Source organism: Novosphingobium sp. 9, assembly GCF_025340265.1.
In the GTDB taxonomy this organism is placed as follows: domain Bacteria; phylum Pseudomonadota; class Alphaproteobacteria; order Sphingomonadales; family Sphingomonadaceae; genus Novosphingobium.
In genome coordinates this window covers 1,352,723-1,369,379 of the sequence record NZ_CP022708.1, presented here as the reverse complement: position 1 = coordinate 1,369,379, position 16,657 = coordinate 1,352,723, and the positions used below count along the sequence as shown (strand labels likewise).

At 65.8% G+C, this 16,657-nt stretch carries 14 protein-coding genes and 2 pseudogenes; 6 read left to right on the top strand and 10 right to left on the bottom strand.

What is annotated here, in order from left to right:
• Positions 1 to 909, bottom strand: a complete 909-nt coding sequence (locus tag CI805_RS20770) for a DMT family transporter (RefSeq protein WP_409934986.1) — start codon at positions 907 to 909, stop codon at positions 1 to 3.
• A gap of 185 nt (positions 910 to 1,094) precedes the next feature.
• Here CI805_RS20770 and CI805_RS20765 point away from each other — a divergent pair, with 185 nt between their 5' ends.
• Positions 1,095 to 1,601 carry an Lrp/AsnC family transcriptional regulator gene (locus CI805_RS20765; protein ID WP_260928768.1) on the top strand — a complete coding sequence of 169 codons (507 nt, stop codon included), beginning with the start codon at positions 1,095 to 1,097 and terminating at the stop codon, positions 1,599 to 1,601.
• A 204-nt stretch (positions 1,602 to 1,805) separates the two neighbouring features.
• On the opposite strand, the gene CI805_RS20760 is transcribed toward CI805_RS20765, so the two are convergent.
• Both CI805_RS20760 and manD read right to left on the bottom strand, forming a co-directional pair.
• Positions 1,806 to 2,570 (bottom strand): FadR/GntR family transcriptional regulator, encoded by a 765-nt coding sequence (locus CI805_RS20760; RefSeq protein ID WP_260928766.1) that lies wholly within the window; start codon positions 2,568 to 2,570, stop codon positions 1,806 to 1,808.
• An 85-nt stretch (positions 2,571 to 2,655) separates the two neighbouring features.
• Positions 2,656 to 3,864 carry a D-mannonate dehydratase ManD gene (manD, locus tag CI805_RS20755; protein ID WP_260928764.1) on the bottom strand — a complete coding sequence of 403 codons (1,209 nt, stop codon included), beginning with the start codon at positions 3,862 to 3,864 and terminating at the stop codon, positions 2,656 to 2,658.
• Between the two features lie 461 nt (positions 3,865 to 4,325).
• Here manD and CI805_RS20750 point away from each other — a divergent pair.
• Positions 4,326 to 5,548: pseudogene (locus CI805_RS20750) on the top strand (MFS transporter).
• 2 nt (positions 5,549 to 5,550) lie between these two features.
• On the opposite strand, the gene CI805_RS20745 reads toward CI805_RS20750, so the two are convergent.
• Entirely contained in the window at positions 5,551 to 6,603 is a 1,053-nt protein-coding gene (locus CI805_RS20745) for a DMT family transporter (RefSeq protein ID WP_260928763.1), read from the bottom strand.
• Here CI805_RS20745 and CI805_RS20740 point away from each other — a divergent pair.
• Positions 6,596 to 7,987: a PLP-dependent aminotransferase family protein gene (locus CI805_RS20740; protein WP_260928762.1), complete on the top strand. Its 1,392-nt coding sequence runs from the start codon at positions 6,596 to 6,598 to the stop codon at positions 7,985 to 7,987. The two genes, CI805_RS20745 and CI805_RS20740, sit on opposite strands and share 8 nt — an antisense overlap.
• A 554-nt stretch (positions 7,988 to 8,541) precedes the next feature.
• On the opposite strand, the pseudogene CI805_RS20735 reads toward CI805_RS20740, so the two are convergent.
• Positions 8,542 to 9,179, bottom strand: a pseudogene (locus CI805_RS20735) (glutathione S-transferase).
• A gap of 2 nt (positions 9,180 to 9,181) precedes the next feature.
• Positions 9,182 to 9,775 carry a hypothetical protein gene (locus tag CI805_RS20730; protein ID WP_260928761.1) on the bottom strand — a complete coding sequence of 198 codons (594 nt, stop codon included), beginning with the start codon at positions 9,773 to 9,775 and terminating at the stop codon, positions 9,182 to 9,184.
• A 340-nt stretch (positions 9,776 to 10,115) separates the two neighbouring features.
• Here CI805_RS20730 and CI805_RS20725 point away from each other — a divergent pair, with 340 nt between their 5' ends.
• The 3 genes from CI805_RS20725 (at position 10,116) to CI805_RS20715 (ending at position 12,966) form a co-directional block, all read left to right on the top strand.
• Complete coding sequence (locus tag CI805_RS20725) at positions 10,116 to 10,793, top strand: hypothetical protein (protein WP_260928759.1); 678 nt, start codon at positions 10,116 to 10,118, stop codon at positions 10,791 to 10,793.
• Positions 10,794 to 10,795: 2 nt separating this feature from the next.
• Positions 10,796 to 11,164, top strand: coding sequence for a hypothetical protein (locus CI805_RS20720; RefSeq protein ID WP_260928758.1), 369 nt, complete (start codon positions 10,796 to 10,798; stop codon positions 11,162 to 11,164).
• A 119-nt stretch (positions 11,165 to 11,283) separates the two neighbouring features.
• Positions 11,284 to 12,966, top strand: a complete 1,683-nt coding sequence (locus CI805_RS20715; RefSeq protein WP_260928756.1) for a ShlB/FhaC/HecB family hemolysin secretion/activation protein — start codon at positions 11,284 to 11,286, stop codon at positions 12,964 to 12,966.
• Here CI805_RS20715 and CI805_RS20710 read toward each other — a convergent pair.
• The 4 genes from CI805_RS20710 to CI805_RS20695 form a co-directional block, all read right to left on the bottom strand.
• Entirely contained in the window at positions 12,938 to 13,591 is a 654-nt protein-coding gene (locus tag CI805_RS20710; RefSeq protein ID WP_260928754.1) for a hypothetical protein, read from the bottom strand. The two genes, CI805_RS20715 and CI805_RS20710, sit on opposite strands and share 29 nt — an antisense overlap.
• Before the next feature lie 9 nt (positions 13,592 to 13,600).
• Positions 13,601 to 13,984, bottom strand: a complete 384-nt coding sequence (locus CI805_RS20705) for a reverse transcriptase-like protein (RefSeq protein WP_260928753.1) — start codon at positions 13,982 to 13,984, stop codon at positions 13,601 to 13,603.
• Positions 13,985 to 14,068: 84 nt separating this feature from the next.
• Positions 14,069 to 15,139, bottom strand: coding sequence for a TonB-dependent receptor domain-containing protein (locus CI805_RS20700; RefSeq protein ID WP_260928752.1), 1,071 nt, complete (start codon positions 15,137 to 15,139; stop codon positions 14,069 to 14,071).
• Positions 15,115 to 16,611, bottom strand: coding sequence for a TonB-dependent receptor plug domain-containing protein (locus CI805_RS20695; RefSeq protein ID WP_260928750.1), 1,497 nt, complete (start codon positions 16,609 to 16,611; stop codon positions 15,115 to 15,117). Before CI805_RS20695 ends, CI805_RS20700 begins: the two co-directional genes overlap by 25 nt.
• Positions 16,612 to 16,657: the final 46 nt, after the last annotated feature.

The following is a 16,657-nucleotide window of genomic DNA, read 5'->3' as shown; positions in this document are numbered from 1 at the left end:
TTACTCCACGGCCGCGAGCACTTTTGCGGCGCGCTGATGAGTGGAGATGCAGCTCGTCACGCTCAGCACCACCAGCGCGAAGGCGCCTGCTTCCAGCAGCGTGGGCAGGCGGTGCTCCCACGCGAAGCCATAAAGCAGCGCGAACAGCGTCTCGAACAGGATCATCTGGCCGACCATGGTCAGCGGCAGCAGGCGGCTCATCCGGTTCCACAGCCCGTTGCCGACGATCGAGGCGAATATCGCCACCGCCAGCGAGACGCCGGTAAACTGAAGCCATGCCGTACCGGAGTGGCGCAGTGGCTCGAACAGCACGGTGACGGGGATCAGCAGCAGCGCCTGCGCGCCGGTCATGATCCCGGTCAGCAGGCTCCAGTCGTGGGCGGAGACATGCTCCAGCCGGGCAAGGCAGCGGCTGTTGCAGACCGCATAAGTCGTCCACGAGACCAGCGCGCCGATGGCGCAGGCGAGGCCGGTGATCTGTGTCGCGGTCGAACCGGAGGCGGGGGCGGATAGCGCCTGCCAGCCGATGCATAGCGCGCCGCCCATGCACAGCACCAGCGAGGGCGCGAGCTTGCGCAGCGGCACCGCGCCCTGATCGCGACTGCCGATGATGGTGACGGCGACGGGCAGGAAGCCGATCACCAGCGAGGTCATGGCAATGCCGCCCAGCTGGATCGCGCTGGAGAGCAGGACATAGTAGATCGTGTTGCCGGTCAGCGCGAGCCAGACCAGCGCCCGCCATTCCGACCGGTCGAGCACGCGCAGCAGCCGTCCCCAGCGCGGGGAGAGCAAGGCAGCGGCAAGGAGGCCGTACGCAAGATAGCGCCCGATCGCCAGTTGCAGCGGGGTGAACGCGCGCACCAGCTCCGGCGCCAGAAAGACGAGGCCCCACAGCGCCCCGGCGCCCATACCGCAGGCGATGCCCAAGCCGGTCCTGCTTGTCGTCTGGCTTGTAGAGGCGCCGCCCGAGCGGGCGCTTTTGGCAAAGGTCTGCGTCACATCGGGCTCCATGGCGGCGTCTGGTGAAGAACTACCCTGCCTCGGACGGGTTTTGCGCTCTTGATTATGCCCTTCGATGCAACAAAAACCCGTTCATGACCGCCAGGACGACGAAAAGCCCCGAATCTGCCCGATCGCGCCGCGAACTCGATTCGTTCGACCGCGCGATCCTGCGCATCGTCCAGCGCGACAGCCATATGCCCCAGCGCCGGATCGCCGAGGCGGTGAACCTCTCGACGGCGGCGGTGCAGCGGCGGATCGCGGCGATGGAAGCGGCAGGGATCATCGAGCGCAATGTCGCCATCCTCGATACCCGCGCGCTGGGGATGACGATAACCTCGATCGTCGAGGTCGATCTGGTGGACGAGCGCCCGCGCACGGTCGATGGCGCCAAGGCGCTGTTCCTCGCCGCGCCCGAAGTGCAGCAGTGCTATTACGTGACCGGCGGCATCAGTTTCATGCTGGTGATCGTGACGCAGGACATGGTCGCCTACGAAGCGATCACCCGGCGCCTGTTTGCCGATAACGAGGCAGTCGCCGCCTTCCGCAGCTTCATCGCGCTCGATCGGGTGAAGGCGGGCGCGGAGATCGTGGTGCCGTAAAAGTTCGTTTGAAAATTCGCGCAATGCGAATTTTGCGGCACCGGCCCGCGCCCCCACCCTACCACCCGCAGGATACTATCGTTGGGTGGCAGGCCCCCTCAGCGAATATGTCCCCCGGACATATTCGTGGTCATCGGGACGGGCGCGGGCCGGTGCCGCATCAAAATGCCCCGCAGGCATTTTGAAATCAGTCTCCAAGACGCCTTAGCGCGCCATGGCCTCGCGTGCGGGGGAGCCGCCGAGGCGGCGGCGCTTCTCGGTGATTTCCTGCTTCGCCTTCTCGATCAGTTCGAGTTCGGTGACGACCAGCAGGTCTTCGGAAACGCGCGTGAGGTGGGCGCGCATCGCGCTGCGTGCGGCGTCGGCATCGCGGGCCAGCAGGGCGTCGTAGATCTGGCGATGCTCGTCCGGGCGGGGATTGACGCCCTCGCGCCGTGCCTGTGCGAACATGTGGCTGCACAGCGGCGACTGTTCGCGCAAGTCCCACAAGTGCTCGATCGACTGCGCGACCAGCGAATTGCGCGTGCCCTCGGCAATCGCGAGGTGAAAGGCGCGATCGGCAGCGAGTTCCTCGGCGGAGGCCGGGTCGAAACGATCCATCTCCCCCAGAATCCGGCCAAGCTGGGCCAGTTCCTCCTCGGTCATCACCGAAGCGGCGAGCGCGGCGGCCTCGCCTTCGTACATGATCCGCGCCTCGATCAGCTCGAACGCGCCGACGTTGAGTTCGGTCGGCTGCGGGCTGGCGGGCAGCACTTCGCTGACATAGACGCCCGAGCCGTGGCGCACTTCGACCAGCTCGCGGATTTCCAGCGCGATCACCGCCTCGCGCACGGTGGGACGGCTGACCTCGAACTGCTCTGCAAGGTCGCGCTCGGCCGGAAGGCGCATGCCCGGCTGATAGCGGCCATCGCGGATGAACTGCTCAAGCTGCTGGGCGACGCGCTGGTAAAGTTTGATACGTTCCGACATGAGGGTCACGATCCCACAAAGCGGGCGGTAAGACAATCCTGCTGACCAATTTGACCTGCCGATCAGTCGATCCCGGCGCGCGGGCTTACCAGTTCCACATCGTGCCGTCCTCCAGCCGGGCGACGGGGAGGTAGGCGGGCTTGTAAGGGTACTTCGCGGCAAGCTTCTCGTCGATGTCGACGCCGTGGCCGGGAGTCTCGCCGCAGATCAGGTGGCCGTCCTCGAAGCGATAGTCGTGCGGGAAGACGGCGTCGGTTTCCTCGGAGTGGCGCATGTATTCCTGAATGCCGAAATTGGGCACCCAGGTGTCGAAGTGCAGCGCGCAGCCCATCGTCACGGGCGAAAGGTCGGTCGCGCCGTGACAGCCGGTGCGCACCTGATAGAGCGCGGCAAGGTCGGCGATGCGGCGCAGGTGCGTCAGGCCGCCGGCACCGACCACGGTGGTGCGGATATAGTCGATCAACTGGTTCTGGATCAGGTCCTTGGCATCCCAGATCGTGCTGAAGATCTCGCCTACCGCCAGCGGCGTGACGGTGTGCTGGCGCACGAGCCGGAAGGCCTCCTGATTTTCGGCCGGGGTGCAGTCTTCCAGCCAGAACAACTGGTAGGGCTCCAGCATCTTGCCCAGATTTGCGGCCTCCTGCGGAGTGTAGCGATGGTGGCCGTCGTGCAGCAGATGGTGATCGAAGCCATAGGTGTTGCGCAGCGTCTCAAACAGCTTGGGCACATAGTTCAGCGCCTTGCGCGTATCCCATCCGGTGACGGAGGGCAGTGCGGCGTCGGCCGGTTCGTAATAGAGCTTGCCGCGTCCCACGCCATAGGCGTCCTTGATGCCCGGCACCCCGGTCTGCGCGCGGATCGCCTTGTAACCCATGTCGATGTAGTGGCCCACGGCATCGACCGTTTCGGCGATGTCGGCACCGTTGGCGTGGCCGTAGACCATCACCCGCTCGCGGCTCTTGCCGCCGAGCAGATCGTAGAGCGGCATGCCCGCCATCTTGGCCTTGATGTCCCACAGCGCCATGTCGACGGCGGCGATCGCCCGCATCGTTACCGGGCCGCGCCGCCAGTAGGCGCCGCGATAGAGATATTGCCAGATATCCTCGATCCGGCGCGGGTCCATGCCCAGGATACAGGGGGTCACGTGATCTTCGAGATAGGCGACGGCGGCCTTCTCACGCCCATTGATCGTGGCATCGCCGATCCCGTGCACGCCCTGATCGGTCTCGATCCGCAGCGTCACGAAATTGCGGCCCGGACAAGTGACGATGACGCGGGCGCCGGTGATTTTCACGAAGTGTCTCCTCAGGGGGCGGCGCATGTCGAGCCGTCATGGTGTTTTGGCTGGTATATTGGTCAGGCCAGATATTTGCAATATGCCAGATGAATTACCTGAACGCGTCTTGGGCCTCGGAGCTGGCACGATCGGCAGTCTGCGGCATTGCGCGTGGCTCATCCACCGGATCTGCAAGCGTTTTTCGATGGCTTTGCAATGCATTGCAGCGATGCGCTGCGGTTCTGTCGCGAAGATGTCTCCATCTTGCGCATTGACAGATTGATTTTGGTAAGGCCATTTTTAGCACGCCGAACAAGATGGTCGCCCGCGCAAGGTGGCCCCGAAACGGGAGTTGGCCTGTGCAACCTGAATCCGTCGCCGGAGATGCGGCTTCCTCCTGCCCTGCGACTGCGACTGAGGTTGCGATTGCGGCGGCGCCTTCGCGTCCGACGGCAGGCCGTCGCCGCCCGATCCGGCACTTGCGCTGGTGGATCATCGGGCTGGTCACGCTGGGCACGGTGCTCAACTATCTGGCGCGCTCGACGCTGTCGGTGGCGGCGCCCACGCTGCGGGCCGAACTGCACATGTCGACGGCGCAGTACAGCTATGTCGTGATGGTGTTCCAGCTTGCCTATACGGTGATGCAGACGGTGGCGGGCAGCGTGCTCGATCTGCTGGGACGCGGCTGGGGTTCTTCCTGTTCGCGGTCGGCTGGGCGCTGGCCAACATGGGCCATGGCCTGGCCGTGAACTGGCAGGGCCTTGCGCTGTTTCGCGGACTGCTCGGCGCGAGCGAGGCGGCGGCGATCCCGGCGGGGGCCAAGACCGTCTCCGAGTGGTTCCCCGCCGCCGAGCGCCCGCTGGCGACCAGCGCTTTCCAGATGGGCACCAGCCTTGGCGCGGTTGCCGCGCCGCCGCTGGCGATCTTCTGCATCCTGACCTGGGGCTGGCAGTCGGCGTTTCTCGTCACCGGCGCGCTCAGCCTGCTGTGGGCGGGGCTGTGGTGGTGGGGTTACGAGACGCCCGCACGCCACGCGCGGCTGGGCGAGCAGGAGCGCGCTGCCATCGCGGCAGGGCGGGGTGAGGATGCGCCGGGCGAGCGTCCGGCCACGCGGATGGCGGTGCTGCGCAGCCGGGCATTCTGGGCCATCGCGATCCCCCGCTTCTTTGCCGAGCCTGCATGGCAGACCTTCAACTTCTTCATCCCGCTCTATCTCGTGGCGGTGTGGCACCTCGATTTGCAGAGCATCGCGCTGTGGGCGTGGATGCCGTTCCTGGCCGCCGATCTCGGTTCGCTGGCGGCGGGGCTGCTGCCGCTGGTGCTGATGCGCCGCGGCGCTGACGTGCTGACCTCGCGCAAGCTCACGATGTCGATCGGGGCGCTGTGCATGATCGGCCCTGCGTGCCTTGGTCTTGCCACGTCGCCGGGGATGGCGGTGGCGTTGTTCTGCGTCGGCGGCTTTGCGCACCAGATGCTGAACGGCGCGCTGCTGACCCTGTGCGCCGATGCCTTCGAGAGCCGGACGGTCGGCACCGCCAGCGGCATGGCGGGCACCTGCGCATGGATCGGCGGCATGCTGTTCACGCTGCTGATCGGCCAGAGCGCGGACCTGTTCGGCTATTCCCCGCTGTTCGCGGCGCTGGGTGCGCTCGATCTGGCGGGGATGGCGGTGCTCTGGTCGCTGCTGAGGAAGCGGAGTTGAGGTCAGGCGAAGCGCTTGGCGCCCGCCACGCTGCCGACGACCAGTGCCATCACCCCCAGCATCGCCGGGCCGACCTGCTCGTGCAGCAACAGCGCGGCAAGACCCAGGCCCATGAACGGCTGGAGCAGCTGCAACTGGCTGACGCTGGCAATGCCGCCAAGGCTCAGTCCGCGATACCAGAAGATGAAGCCGATCAGCATCGAGAATACCGAGACATAACCAAGGCCGATCCAGCTTTGCAGCGGTACGGGGCCAAGTCCCTGCGCGGGCCAGAACGCGATCACGCCTGCCAGCGCCAGTGGAATGCACATCACCAGCGCCCAGCTGATGACCTGCCAGCCGCCGAGCGACCGGGTGACGATCGCGCCTTCGGCATAGCCGAGGCCGCACACGATAATGGACAGGATCATCAGCGCATCGCCGAGCAGCGAGGATTCGGCGTTCTTCGTCAGCGCGAAACCGGCCACTGCCGCCGCGCCCGTCAGCGCGAACAGCCAGAACGCGGGGGAGGGGCGCTCGCCCGCGCGGATCACCCCGAAGGTCGCGGTGCTGAGCGGCAGAAGGCCCATGAACACGAGCGATCGCGCGGCGGACATGTGCTGGAGCGCAAGTGCCGAGATCAGTGGAAAGCCGATCACGCAGCACAGCGCCACCACCGCCAGCTGGCGCCACTGGCGCGCGTCGGGCGCGGGCTGGCGAAACCGCGCGAGCATCAGCGCGGCGAGCGCTCCCGCGATCAGCGCGCGAAGGCTTGTCAGCAGCAAGGGCGTGAAGCCCAGCACCGCCACGCGCGTTCCCGGCATCGAGCCGCTGAAGATCACCACCGCCAGCAGCCCGTTGAGCAGGCCCTGACGGGATGATGTCCGGGGGATGTCGCCAGCGGGGCTGTTGCCCGATGGCCTGTTGCCCGATGAACTGGTGTCTGTGCGGTATTCTGCATGGCTCGCGTCCTCTTCAACGGGGCGCTTTTCCTGCTTTGCAGCTTTGCAGGCCAGACACAGTGCGATACAGATATCATGTTCTGTACTGGTGCAGGAAGGGATACAGATGGCCATGCAAGACCGCACGCAGACGGGCCGGGTGATGGCGGGCATCCGCTCGCGGATCGCCACGCGGCTGCTGTGCGCGGGCGATCGCCTGCCTTCGGTCCGGCGCAGCGCGGAGAGCTTCGGCGTCTCTCCGGCGACGGTGGTGGAGGCCTACGACCGGCTTGTTGCCGAAGGGCTGATCGAGGCGGTGCCGCGTTCGGGCTTTTTCGTCAGCCACCTTGCCACCGCGCCGCAGAGCCCGTCCGCCCAGACGGCGGGGCGCGACCATGCCATCGATCCGTTCTGGGTTTCGCGCCAGTCGCTCGACAGTCCGGCCGCCAGCGACCGTCCCGGTTGTGGCTGGCTGCCGGCAGACTGGCTGCCGCACGGGGCGCTCCAGAAGGCTTTGCGCGAAGTGAGCCGACAGCCCGGTGCGCTGGCCGCCTATGGCACCACGGCGGGCGATCCGGTGCTGCGTCGCCAGATCGCGCTGCGGTTCGCAGGCGAGGGGCTGGTCTGCGATCCGGGGCAGATCCTGCTGACCGGATCAGGCAGCCACGCCATCGACCTGATATGCCGCCTGCTGCTGCGCCCCGGCGATGCGGTGCTGCTCGACGATCCGTGCTACTTCAATTTTCAGGCGCTTCTCGCGGTCCACAAGGTTCGCACGGTCAGCGTACCGTTCGGCGCGACCGGCCCCGATCCAGAGGTGTTCGAGGAGATCGTCGCGCGCGAGCGGCCGCGCCTCTACATCACCAATTCCAGCCTGCACAATCCGACCGGCGGCACGCTCAGTCTTGTCACCGCGCACCGTCTTCCGGCGATTGCGGCGGCGCACGGCATGGTTATCGTCGAGGACGACATCTACGCCGATTTCGCCCCCGGCGCGCCGACGATGGCCGCGCTTGACGGGCTTTCGGGCGTGATCCGCATCGGCAGTTTTTCCAAGACGCTCTCGGCGGCGCTGCGCTGCGGCTATATCGCCGCGCGGCCCGAATGGATCGCGGCGCTGACCGACCTCCAGCTGGCGACCAGCTTCGGCGGGCCGGATGCGCTGGCATCGGGCGTCGTCAGCCATGTGCTGGCCAGCGGCAGCTATCGGCGGCACATGGAGGACCTGCGCCGCAGGCTTGGCCCCGCGCGACGGCAGATGGCGGCGAGGCTGGCGCAGATCGGCATTGCGTCGCAGGGCGATCCGGGTGGCGGCTATGCCCTGTGGTGTCGTCTGCCGACCGGCACCGACGGTGCCGCGCTCGCCCGCGCCTGCCTCGCGCACGATGTGATCCTGGCACCGGGCAACGTGTTCAGCCCCAGCCAGAGCGCCGGCGGCTTTGCGCGCTTCAATGTCGCCCAGACCAGCGATCACGCGCTGGGTGTGATCGCGACGGCTTTGTCCGAGGTGTGCGGCTAGGGGTGAGCTAAGGCAGTGTAGATGTGCAAACGCCCCCTATCGGACATCTTTCCAGATTGCAGGGTCTCTCCACAGCTGTCATTCCAACGATACAGTATGTGACTCAAGAGGCTGCAGTGCATTCCAGTTGGATGAACAGACTTAAGTTGGGAGGGCTAGCCTGCGTTTATGCAGGAGGGGTCTTTCTTCTAGACGAACTAGGTGTCCATGACCTTGCAAGCCCATGGCTCTGCTTTGCTCTCGTCCCTCTCATTGCGATCTACATCGGCGAACGTGCCGGTTGGATTTCCGTGTTTAGAGGAATGTCATTCCCCTCTTTGTTGCTTTGGTCCTCGGCGAACCTTGTAGTCTGGCTTTTGAACACTCGATCAAACGTGCCTTCATGGATCGGGTATCTTATAATGGGCTTGTTCCTCGTCGCCCTAGCTTTTGCTCTACTACGAACATGGACCTATCGGGATGGTCCGCGCCACGTCAGTTAACGTCCATCCGGCCTCTGAAAGTGGTCGTTCCGGAATCCACCCATCTCGCTCACCCAGCGGACGCCACCTTGTCTACGCCGCCTGAGGGCCCGCAAAGATCACAGCTTCGTCGCCCGGCGCCCATGCCGGTACGCGCAGCATGACGGTGGCGAACAGAGGCGCGGCGAGGGCGTCGTTCAGCCAGCGCTGGACTTGCGTAAGGGCTTGCGCGGCAAACCATGCGGTGTCGACGGCGGCGAACTGGCGCACGAAGGGCATCAGCGCGGCATCGGTGAACCCGCGCGTTCCGCCGTCGAGGAAGGGTGCGGTGCCGAGCCGGGCTTCCAGATCGGACAGGAAGGCCAGCCCCCAGCGCGATGCGTCGCGGCATCGGCATCGTGCCGCTCGGGGTACTTGTAGCGGTCGAGGTCGTGCTTGAAGGCGCCGTCGTTGCGGGCGATCAGCGCCTCGTCCCGGCGTTCCAGCCAGCGCTCGGGATCGTGGGCTTCGAGCGCGTGATGCATGATGTCGAGGCTCTGTTCGAGCACCGCGCCACCGGGCAAGATCATGACCGGCACAGTGCCCTTGGGAGAGGCCGCCAGCATCGCCTCGGGCTTGGCCGATAGCTTGATCTCGCGCAGTTCGCAGGCGAAGCCGGAAACCGCCAGCGCCAGCCGCGCCCGCATTGCGTAAGGGCACCGGCGGAAGCTGTAGAGCACCGGCAGCGTCATGCTCAGCCTTCCTTCGCCGCCGTCATCAGGCGGAAGGCGGTGCCCATCAGCCCGGTGACTTCCGCCTCGCTCAGCACGTATTGCGGCTCCCACGAGAGGCCGGAGCGCTTCGCGCCGCGCCAGCGGTCGGCATAGAGGCCCTTGCCCTGACCGAACGCCAGATGGACATGGCGGGCAAGCTCGGGCGGACATTCGGGCGAGGCGGCCAGACGGAACAGGGCGATGTCGATGACATGGCCGCCCGCCATGACCCACAGATGCCCTGCAAAGTCGGGTTCGTCCTGCGAAAAGACAGCGGGGCCGTCGAACGTCTGGCGATCGCCGATCACCGGCACGCCATCGAGGCTGAGCGTGCCTGCGACCAGTTGCACCGGCGCGCCCAGCTGGCGTTCCAGCTGCACGGCGAGCGCGGCGCTCAGCGCGGCTTCGTGACCATGGCTGCCGGGAAAGACCTTGAGCAGCGCGGTCGCAGTACTGGCGATCGTGGCCTGATCGGCCTCGCTCCAGCGCCAGCCCTTGAACGCTTTCGCCGCTGCCCAGCCATGGCTTGCCGCGACGCGCTGGCTGAGCTGGAGGAGGTCTTTGGCTGGCTGCATGGAAGGCTCGATCTTGGAAACGGGTTGCGCGCCTCTAGCCGACGCAGCGCGTCGCGCCAAGCGAAGGCGGGGCACGATGAGTCGGGCGCGCCGATCCCGGCCCGGCACCGCGGCAATCTGCGTAAAATCGGGAACACTCCGAAATGGAGCGTTCAAAAGTGCATGTTGCGGCCTGTCGCAGAGGATTGCAGCGCGATGCCCAGAGCGCTGGAGCCACGCAAAACCCTCATTTGCGCCCCTTTGCAGGCTTAATCGCGCTCCAATGCTGTTTCCCTAGTGTGTGCTGTGGACATTCCGTCACGGGGGTGGGGCCAGTGGTTCAGTTGAGAGGACAAAAGCGATGATGACGCCAAGAATTGCACCCCGTGCCGTCCTGCTTCTCGGCGCGGCCTGCCTTATGCTGTCGGCCTGCGAATCCTCGGGAAGTTACCGTGTCGCAAGCGTCGGTTCTACCGGCGCGACCGGCTCGAACGGCTCAGATGGGTCTAACGGTTCCAACGGATCGGATGGATCTAACGGCTCGAATGGGTCCGACGGCTCGAACGGCTCCAACGGATCTAACGGCTCCAATGGATCGAACGGGACTGGCCTTGCCTTGACCAACGTGATCGCGACCGGCGGTCTGGTCGGCTCTGGCGGTGTCGCCGGTACGGGGCTGCTCGCGAACACCGGCGATCCCAGCAACATCAATCCGGTGATTTCCACGGTCGAGGTGAAAACCGGCCAACTGGTCAACGTGGTTGCCGATCAGGGCCTGAAGCTGGCCGAAGTCGTCGATGCCGCAGATCCCACCGGCAGCAATCTGGTCGGCACGGTGATCGGGGTGGTCAAGCAGACCGGCGTGGCGCTGGTGCAGACCGGGCAAGGCCAGCAATATCTGGTCGACGGGCTGACCGCCGCACCGGGGCAGCTTGTCAACGTGACGATCGGCCAGACTGCGGCGATCGGCTCCGCCAACGTTACCCCGCGATCCAGGCCAGCCTGCTTTCGCCCACGCAGGCGAACGGTTCGCTGCTGACGGTGGGCGTTGCCAGCAACGGCAGCCTGCTCACCATCGCGCCGGGCACCAACCTGCAATCGGGCACGCTGCTGGGCAGTGCGTCGGGCACGACCAACCCGGTCGGCGGTGTGCTGACGGCGGTGACGGGCGTAACCTCCACGCTCACCTCCGGCCTGTCGGGAACCAGCGCGACAGCGGGCGGCAGCGCCTCTGCGGGCGGCACTTCGGCCACCGGATCGCTGACGGGTACGCTCAGTGGCGTGACCGGCGGCCTGACCGCAACCAGCGGCACCACGACAGGGACCGGAACCGGCCTCGTCGGCACGACACTCAATACCGTCGGCACGGCTGTCGGCAACACCTTGGGGGCGCTCAGCGGCAGCCATTGAGGCCTGCTGCCTGACGTTTCCTGCTGCGACCGGTCCTTTCACGGGCCCTTCACCCCCCATCCCGCCCGCGCCAGGGCCGGTCGCACATTCTCTTTCCCGAACAACGGGATACCCCTGATATGCTCTATCCTTACCGGCACCGCGCCGCGCTCTGCGTGGCAGGCGGCCTGCTCCTGACCGCGCCGCATTCCGCCACCGCTGCGGCAGCCCTCCAGCCCGGCGGGGCGATGACCCAGCCCGGACCGCTCGCCCCGACCGGTCGCGATCGTATCGACGTTCCGCAGACGCCGCTGCCCGATGCGACGCCGAAGCCGACCGAGCATGTGGAATCCGGTGGCCGCCCGGACGTGACGATCCGCGAGATCCGCTTCATCGGCCCCGGCGTGCCGCGCAGCGTGGCGAACACGGCGCAGGGCTTCGTTGGCCGCCCGGCCTCTACCGCGACGCTCAAGGACCTCGCGGCGGCGATGAGCAAGGCCTATGCGAAATCGAGCGTTGCGCTGTTCACGCTGGCCATTCCGCAGCAGGACTTTGCAGGCGGCGTGGTGAAGATCGCCATCGCCGAGGGGCATATTTCCGGGGTCACGATCCGGGGCAAGATGCGCGGTGGGAAGGTCGGCGGTCGGCCTACTGACCTCGTCAAGCGCATCGTCGAGCCCTTGCCGCACGCCCGTCCGCTGACGCGCGCGCGCTTCGAGCGGTCGATGGGGCTGGTGCAGGACATTCCGGGCCTGAAGGCCAACTCGTCGCTGACGCGCGCGAGCGATCCGGGCGGGGTGATGCTGGATCTCGATCTGATCCCGGCCCGCCCCACGCTCGGCTTCGGGTTTTCCAGCCGCACCGCGACATATGTGAAGGACGGCGTGTTCACCGGCACCGGGCGGGCCTACAGCGTGCTGACGCCGGGCGATGCGCTGACGGTGAATGCCACGGCCTCGGCCGATTTCAGGCAGTTGCGCTATGGCACGGCGGCCTACTCCGCACCGATCGGGGCCGACGGGCTGACCGCCAGCGTGACCTATGCCCATCTCGACACCAAACCCAAGGGCACCGACATCACCGGCAACGCCGATGCGGCGGGCGTGCAACTGAGCTATCCCCTGATCCGCTCCGCGCGGCGCAACCTGACACTGGCGGGCGGTGTCGACTTCCTCGATTCCAACAATGCCAGCTTCGGCTCGACCATCGCGGCGGAACGCACGTTCGCGGCCAAGGCCTCGGCGCTGTGGCGGATGAACGAGACGCACTCGGTGCTCGCGATACAGGCCGCGATCACGCAAGGGTTCGATCCCGGCTCTGCCCATGTCGACCCGCTCGTCGGCACCGATCATTTCCGGTACTACGACGTGGCCGGAGAGGCTGTGCGCGTGGTCGGCAAGGCAGTGGTCGTGCGGGTTTCGGGCAAGGCGCGCTGGACCGGCGATCCGCTGCCCGCCGCGCAGCGCTTCACGCTGGGCGGAGACACGTTCGGGCGCGCTTTCGACGATGGCCTGCTGAACGGCGATCGCGGTTATGCAGGGTCCGGCGAACTGGCGTGGCTGCCCTTGCAGAAAAGCTCCAAGGCCTTCGGCGCGAGCGAGCTTTATGCCTTCATCGACTATGGCAGCACCACGTATCTGGAGCGCTACCCCTACCTCAGGACGCGGCTGACGCTGGGCAGCTGGGGCGGCGGCGTGCGCGTGGACTGGAACCGCCGCGCGAAGCTGGGCCTCGAACTCGCCAAGCCGTGGAACCTGCCGGTGGCAGGCTTCGACAACGACTGGCGCGTGCTGGTCAGCTGGAACCTGTCGATGAAGCAGTGAGGAGACCTGCGCGCGTGGCGAAAGGGCGCGCTTCCAGCAGGCGGATCAGGTGAAAGCCGGGATAGTCGGCCCAAAGGCAGTGTTTGCGCCCCTGATTCCCGGCAGCATGGCGGTAGTATACGTTCCAGTAGCTGGCGATCCTCCGTTTGATCGTGGCCCAGAACGTTTCGTTCTCGGCGATGCAGGCACGCAACATCTGTTCGAGTTCCGGCGACATGGCGTTCAATATGTCTTCCAGTATCTCGACGATATATTCCCCCATCAGCAGGAGGAGGAACGGCGCTGCCCAGGGTTGAGGAGCCGCGAGAAGATCGCGTGTCGCGCGCTGGCGCTCGAACCCATCGTTGCTGCGCGTTTGCAAGGCGCGCAGAAGAAGCCAAGCCTCGTCGTTTGTGGAGCCGTTTGTGGATAGCGGACCGTCGTCAGCCCTGATGAAATGCAGGCGTGCTGGAATCGCGATCGTTTCCGTCCCGCAACGAAGCGAAATGAACTCCGTCCATTGGCGAGGTGCGAAGAGCTCTGCCGCTACGGCACCGGCTTCCTGAGCCGGAATTTCATAGGTGGCCGGGAATGCTGCGACAAGCATCGCGGCATTAACAGTCGTTCGCATTTCCTGCTCATGCATTCTGATTTCCTAACGCGGATGCCGTTTGGCCAGCGCGATGCCGGCGAGATTCTGCTCGCGCTTGATCCAGCCGATGCGGGCTGGTGGGCTCTCGGCGGCGAGCGCCAGCAGCCGGGCGGCATGCGGGTTCGTCGCGATGCCGGTGGTGAGTGCAAGGTTCGCCTTGTCGATGATCTCGCGGGCGTCACCGATGAGTTCCACGTCGGTCAGGCCAAGTTTCTGCGAGAGTTCGAGCGCATGGAGGAGCGCGCGCCACTCGGCATCGCTGTTGTCGACACGCGTGGGGTCATCGAACAGATGGACCTCGCCGCGCACCACCACGGCGGCTTCGCTCGGTCCGGGGTTGGGGCGCGCGCCGCCGTCGAAGAACACCTTTACCCTGCGCCGCGTCATCGTTCACGCCCCTGCCGTCTCGCATCAATCCCTAGAAGATGCGCGAGACGGAAGGAAGCCGGGGTCAGCGATCAGATACGGCGATCAGAACTTCGCGCCAGCCCGGATGCCGATCATGCGCGGCGTGGTGGGCACGATATAGGTGCGCTGGGTGCAGACGCCGCAGGCGATGTACTTCGACAGGTCGCCGCGCACGTCGAACAGGTTGGAGACGAAGAATTCCAGCGAATAGCTCGACCACTCCGATCCCACCGCCAGATTGACGAGGCCATAGGCCTTGAGCTTGCCCTCTGCCTCGGCATAGGCGACGCGCAGGTCCGGCGTGGCCGAGGTCTGGAACATGCCGTTGAGCTGGCCGTAGACCTTCGCCGCGCCCATCGGCACGGTATAGCGCGCGGTTGCGCTGGTCTTGAACTTCGGGGTGATCGGCAGGCGCGTGCCCGCAGGCGCGTCGATCGAGTTGCCATCGCCTGCGCAGGTGAAGGTGGCGTCGAAGGTCGAGCACAGGTTCTGGCGCGTCTTGGCATCGGTATAGGCGGCCGACCAGTTGACCGTCAGCGGCCCGTTGCCCGCCGCCACGTCCAGTTCGGCGCCCCGGATGCGCGCGTTGGGGCCGTTGGTGATGATCGTGAAGCTGTTGGGGCCAAGGTAGCTGAACTGGAAATGCTCCCAGTTCTGCTGATAGATCGCGCCATTCAGGCGAACGAGGCCGTTCAGCAGCGTGGTCTTGAAGCCCAGTTCGTAGTTCACGAGATAATCGGGCTTGTACGATCCGAAGTCTCCGCGCCGGTTGATGCCGCCGGGCCGGTAGCCTTTCGACCATGTGGCGTAGAGCATCACGTCGCGGCTGGGTTTCCATTGCGCGTTGAAGCGGTAGGTCACGCCGTTGCCCTTGGCGGTGACGGGCTTCACCGTGCCATTGTCGTAGACGCCGAGGTTGGTGCAGGGGCTGCCCGAGACGACGCCCGGCAGCAGCGTGGTCGATCCGCTGCCGGCGGCGAGGTTGTCGTAGAGGCGACCGCCATCGTCGGTAAAGCACTGTACCGCGCCGGTTTTCGAGGAGCCCGCGCCGTTGTAGGGCGAGGCGGTATAGTCGTCGCCCGGATTGCGGCCGAAGCCGTAGAAGCCGATCAGCGAGTTGTCATAGCGGAACACGCGTCCCCCGCCGTCAGCGTGACCGTGGGCGTCACGTCGTAGCTGACTTCACCGAACGCGGCATAGTCACGGTCGACGCGCTTCTGCTGGGTCAGCCACAAGGTGCCCGGCCAGCCGTTGACCGAAAGATCGGGCGCGAGGCCTTCGATCTGGTAGTCCTGATGGATGAAGTTCGACTGGCGCTGGTAGAACAGCCCGCCGACGAAGCGCAGCGGTGCGTCCGCGGGCGAGGCGATGCGCAGTTCCTGGCTCAGCTTGCGGAAGTGGTCGGTGCCGACCACCTTCTGGCGCGGGTCGATCGTGTTCCCGGCGGCATCCTGATAATAGAAGTAGTTCGCGAGCCCGCCGACCGACTGGTACAGCGAATCGTAGGCCTCGGCATAATCGGTATAGTCGCTGACCTGCAGGTCGCGGCGGTCGAGATAGGCGCCCGAATAGGTCAGATCCCACGAGCCGATCTTGCCTTCCACGGTCAGCGCGGCCTGCGTGAAGTGATCGTTGCGATATTCGTCGAAGAAGCGCTGCGTCTCCAGCGGGCCGACCGAAGGATCGTAACCGTAGGAGCCGTGGCTCTTGGTCATCTGGTACATCACCGTGGGCGTCACGGTCCAGTTCTCGTCCAGATCGATCTTCAGCGCAGCGCGGCCGCCGTAGATCTCTGTATCGTTGTAGTTCTTCTTGATGAACTGGTCGTTGTTGACGCTGATCCCGTCCTTCAGGCAGCCATCGACATTGCCGTCGGCATCGGTGGTGGCGGTGCCACAGAAGGTGCGCGTGCCCGCCACGTTGTTGATGTATCCGGCGTCGCGCTGATACCAGCCGACCACGCGGAGCGCCACGTTGGAGGTGAGCGGGGCATTGATCATGCCCTCCAGCTTGCCGCCCACGCCGCCATGATCGACAGAGTTCACCTCGCCATCGACGCGGCCATAGAAGCCCTTGAAATCGGGCTTGTTGGTGATGATGCGGATGGTGCCCGCTTCCGACGAGGCGCCGTAGAGCGTGCCTTGCGGGCCGGACAGGCTCTCGATCCGGGCGACGTCGTAGATGTGGACGTCCAGATTGCCGCCGATAGTCGTGACCGGTTGCTCGTCGAGATAGACGCCCACCGATGGCAGCGAGCCCGAGTGGTTGCCGTCCCCGCCCGAGGCAACGCCGCGCATGTAGACGACATTGGTGCCCGGCGTCCCGCCCAGCGACTGGAACGTCACCGAGGGCAATTGTTGGACGTAGCTGTTGAAATTCGAGACGTTGAGCTCGTCCAGCTTCTGCGTGGAGAGTGCCTGGATCGAGATCGGCACGTTCTGCAGGTTTTCGCTGCGCTTCTGCGCGGTGACGATGATGACGGTATTGCTGGCGTCGGAATTGGTGGGGGAGTTGGCGGCCGCGCTTGCCGGCGCCTGCTGGGCGAACGCGGCGGGCGCGGTCAGCGCCGAGCTGGCAAGGATGACGAACTTGACTGCACGCGACACCGAAACCCGCATCAAAGCCCCCTGAAATGCTGTGGGGCGAAGGTCT